4 protein-coding genes are annotated in these 3,275 nt (G+C 59.3%); 1 reads left to right on the top strand and 3 read right to left on the bottom strand.

Going from position 1 to position 3,275, the window contains the following annotated elements; genetic code table 11:
• A partial coding sequence (locus F8N49_RS26720; protein ID WP_151553235.1) for a glutaredoxin family protein occupies positions 1-325 on the bottom strand: 325 nt, incomplete at its 3' end.
• Positions 325-1,329: a nucleoid-associated protein YejK gene (gene yejK, locus F8N49_RS26715; RefSeq protein WP_016771572.1), complete on the bottom strand. Its 1,005-nt coding sequence runs from the start codon at positions 1,327-1,329 to the stop codon at positions 325-327. The genes F8N49_RS26720 and yejK, both read right to left, overlap by 1 nt.
• Before the next feature lie 395 nt (positions 1,330-1,724).
• Between yejK and F8N49_RS26710 the strand changes: the two genes are divergently transcribed.
• The gene (locus F8N49_RS26710; protein ID WP_003221909.1) at positions 1,725-2,006 is read left to right on the top strand and encodes an HU family DNA-binding protein; all 282 of its coding nucleotides are present in this window, start codon (positions 1,725-1,727) and stop codon (positions 2,004-2,006) included.
• Positions 2,007-2,207: 201 nt separating this feature from the next.
• Here the strand turns inward: F8N49_RS26710 and rlmF are convergent, their stop codons facing one another.
• Positions 2,208-3,227 (bottom strand): 23S rRNA (adenine(1618)-N(6))-methyltransferase RlmF, encoded by a 1,020-nt coding sequence (gene rlmF, locus F8N49_RS26705; RefSeq protein WP_122610750.1) that lies wholly within the window; start codon positions 3,225-3,227, stop codon positions 2,208-2,210.
• Positions 3,228-3,275 lie beyond the last annotated feature (48 nt).

The following is a 3,275-nucleotide window of genomic DNA, read 5'->3' as shown; positions in this document are numbered from 1 at the left end:
CCGGATCGAACCCGCGAATCAAGGTGCCGTTCACATCAATCAGCGGAATCCCGCGTCCACCCAATGCCTCATACGCCTTGCGCGCATCGGCATCCTTCTCGATGTCGAACTCCTTGAACGGTATGCCCTTGCTGTCGAGAAAGCGTTTGGTCTGTTTGCAGTAGCCGCACCAGTCGGTGGCATAGAGCACGACATTGGCCTGCGCCCGCGTCTGCTGCGAGACCATCTGCGAGGGATTGAACACTCGCTCGATCTTGCCCCAGTTCTGATAAACCACGACCACCAGCAGCACCAGGGCGACTTTTTTCAGCACGTTGCCGAGCATCAGTTACGCCGCTTCAGCTGGTCGGTCAGCGAAGTCGGCAGGCCTTTGATGATCAGGGTGCCGTTCTCTTCGTCGTACTCGATCTTCGAACCCAGCAGGTGCGCTTCGAAGCTGATCGACAGGCCTTCGGCGCGGCCGGTGAAACGACGGAATTGATTGAGGGTGCGCTTGTCTGCCGGGATCTCTGGCGAGAGGCCGTAGTCCTTGTTGCGGATGTGGTCGTAGAAGGCCTTCGGACGTTCTTCGTCGATCAGCTCCGACAGCTCCTCAAGGCCCATCGGTTCGCCGAGCTTGGCCTGGCTGCTGGCATAGTCGACCAGAGTCTTGGTTTTCTCGCGGGCCGAGTCTTCCGGCAGGTCTTCGCTCTCGACAAAGTCACTGAAGGCCTTGAGCAGTGTGCGCGTCTCGCCGGGGCCGTCGACGCCTTCCTGGCAGCCGATGAAGTCGCGGAAGTATTCCGAGACCTTCTTGCCATTCTTGCCCTTGATGAACGAAATGTACTGCTTGGACTGCTTGTTGTTCTGCCACTCGGAAACGTTGATCCGCGCGGCCAGATGCAATTGGCCAAGGTCGAGATGGCGCGAAGGCGTTACGTCGAGCTCGTCGGTCACCGCCACGCCTTCGCTGTGGTGCAGCAGGGCGATCGCCAGGTAGTCAGTCATGCCTTGCTGATAGTGGGCGAACAGCACGTGGCCACCCACCGACAGGTTGGATTCTTCCATCAGCTTCTGCAGATGCTCGACCGCCACTTTACTGAATGCGGTGAAGTCACGGCCGCCGTCCATGTACTCCTTCAGCCAGCCGCTGAAGGGGAACGCGCCGGATTCCGGATGGAACAGGCCCCAGGCTTTGCCCTGTTTGGCGTTGTAGCTTTCGTTGAGGTCGGCGAGCATGTTTTCGATGGCGGCGGACTCGGCCAGTTCAGAGTCACGGGCGTGCAGAACTGCGGGCGTGCCGTCGGGTTTTTTGTCGATCAGGTGGACGATGCAATGACGGATCGGCATGGGCTTCTCGGCTGTTGGAAGGGAGGAGGGCAGGCTCCCCCGAAAAAGCGCTCAGTGTACCGCAACCACTGGTTTTGGCGCGGGTTGCAGGGCAAAACCGGGGCGCGCGCCCGGCCTTAAGCGGTTTTTTACCGATTTAGCGCAATAAAGCTGACCAAATGGGTAGCTAGAGGCGGATATTTCCTTGTCGCTGTGCTAGTTTTGCCCGGTCTTACGCGAAGTCACTGCGTTAAGCGTGCATTCAGCATTTGTCAGGTCGAACCAAACCCTGATTTCGGCATCTATAACCCGACTCGTCGTGGTTATCGCCGAGGGTGCCAGATCCAGAAGATCGGGCTCGATGGCTGACACTGCACTCTGCAATCCATATGAATTTGATAGGGAAGGAACACTACATGGCTCTTACTAAAGACCAACTGATCGCCGACATCGCTGAAGCTATCGACGCGCCGAAAACCACCGCGCGTAACGCTCTGGACCAACTGGGCCAAATCGTTGCCGATCAGCTGGAAAACGGCGGCGAAATCACCTTGCCAGGTATCGGCAAGCTGAAAGTGACCGAGCGTCCTGCCCGCACCGGCCGTAACCCTTCGACTGGCGCTGCCATCGAAATCCCTGCAAAGAAAGTGATCAAGCTGGTTGTGGCCAAAGGCCTGACCGACGCTGTGAACAAGTAAGACGCAGCGATAAAAAAAACCGTGCTTCGGAGTGATCCGGGGCACGGTTTTTTTGTGTCTGCGATTTGACGATTGACTCATGAATGCCATAAACCATTGTGGGAGCGAGCTTGCTCGCGAAAGCAGTGTGTCAGTCAACTTCAATGTCACTGATATACCGCATTCGCGAGCAAGCTCGCTCCCACAGCGATCTGCTGTGTCTTAGCGCACCCAGCGCTCGCGCCGCCAGATCTGCTGCTCGGACTTGGTCTGAAAGGTCCAGGCGACAAAGCGGCTCTGCTTCTGCCCCTGCGACATCTCCACGACCTGGCTCTCCAGCACGCCAGCCTTCTTCAGTGCCGTCTCGATGGCCGGCAGGTTCGAGGCCTTCGACACCAGGGTGCTGAACCACAACACCTTGTGCTGGAAGTTCGCGCTCTCGGCAATCAACTGCGTCACGAAGCGCGCTTCACCGCCTTCACACCACAGCTCCGCCGATTGCCCGCCGAAGTTCAGCACCGGCAGTTTGCGTTTCGGGTCGGCCTTGCCCAAGGCGCGCCATTTGCGCTCGCTGCCCTTGGTCGCTTCTTCCATCGAAGCGTGGAACGGCGGATTGCACATGGTCAGGTCAAAACGCTCGCCCGGCTCCAGCAAGCCGATGAGGATGTGCTTGCGGTTTTCCTGCTGGCGCAGCTGGATCACTTTGCTCAGATCATTGGATTGCACGATGGCTCGCGCCGCCGCCACGGCTGTCGGGTCGATCTCCGAGCCGAGGAAGTGCCAGCGGTATTCGCTGTTGCCAATCAGCGGATACACGCAGTTGGCGCCCATGCCGATGTCCAGCACATTGACGATCGCGCCGCGCGGCACCTTGCCGTCGTTCATGCTCGCCAGCAGGTCGGCGAGAAAGTGCACATAGTCGGCACGCCCCGGAACCGGAGGGCAGAGGTAGTCGGCCGGGATGTCCCAATGCTGAATGCCATAGAACGCCTTGAGCAGCGCCCGATTGAACACCCGTACCGCGTCGGGGCTGGCGAAGTCGATGCTTTCCTTGCCGTACGGGTTGGTGATCACGTACTTGGCCAGTTCCGGCGTGGTCTTGATCAGTGCCGGAAAGTCGTAACGACCCTGATGGCGATTGCGCGGATGCAGGCTGGCCTTCTCGCGCGGCTCGATGGCTTTGCTCGGGGACGCGGCGTCAGGCTTCTTGCGCGCAGGTTTGGGGGTGCGGGGGGCGGTCATGGGCGTGGTCGATTCGGGTATGGCTGAAAGTGGCGGGCATTGTCCCAC

Origin of the sequence: Pseudomonas sp. GXM4, from assembly GCF_008923895.1 — a bacterium.
GTDB lineage: Bacteria > Pseudomonadota > Gammaproteobacteria > Pseudomonadales > Pseudomonadaceae > Aquipseudomonas > Aquipseudomonas atacamensis.
Note: the sequence above shows the minus strand (reverse complement) of the source record. Positions and strands in the feature narration are given on the sequence as shown.